Genomic DNA, 494 nt, shown 5'->3' with positions numbered 1-494 from the left:
CCCACATTTTCGAACTGTACGATATTCGCCATGTGGCGCGTGCTGCTCGCTCTCTTATCAATGCCCTGCGCCTGCACCGCACGATCCGGCGCGCCGCCACAAGCACAGGCATCACGATAGCGTTGCGAAACGCTTGCCTAGCGCGGCCGCGTAGGCTTAGATTCGGGGGATACGTTGCCACAGGGCGGTAACGGGGCCAAAGCCGTATCATGATCCTCGAATGCACCGAGTGCCACACGCGTTACCTCGTCCCGGATTCCGCCATTGGGGCGGATGGGCGGACAGTGCGGTGCGCGAGCTGCAAGCACAGTTGGTTCCAGGCCGGTGCCCCCGTGCTCGATCTGGTTGCGCGGGCGGAAGCGGTGCCGATCGCGCCGCCGCCCGTCGCGCCCCGGATGGAAGCGGAGGTTGAGCGACAGCCCGCTCCCCCGCCTGCGGCCGACCCGGCGGCTTCGCCCTATGAAGACTATGATGCGTTCGCACACGAACCGCCG

The 494-nt window shown here is 66.0% G+C and carries 1 protein-coding gene; it reads left to right on the top strand.

The window, feature by feature from the left end; genetic code table 11:
* Nucleotides 1–209: 209 nt before the first annotated feature.
* On the top strand, nucleotides 210–494 hold a 285-nt coding region (locus AACY45_RS29415), incomplete at its 3' end, for an MJ0042-type zinc finger domain-containing protein (RefSeq protein ID WP_445261237.1).

The sequence above is a fragment of the Pseudomonas sp. RA_35y_Pfl2_P32 genome (genome assembly GCF_963970735.1).
GTDB lineage: Bacteria > Pseudomonadota > Gammaproteobacteria > Pseudomonadales > Pseudomonadaceae > Aquipseudomonas.
The sequence above is the reverse complement of the archived record's forward strand: the minus strand, read 5'-3'. Positions and strand labels throughout refer to the sequence as shown.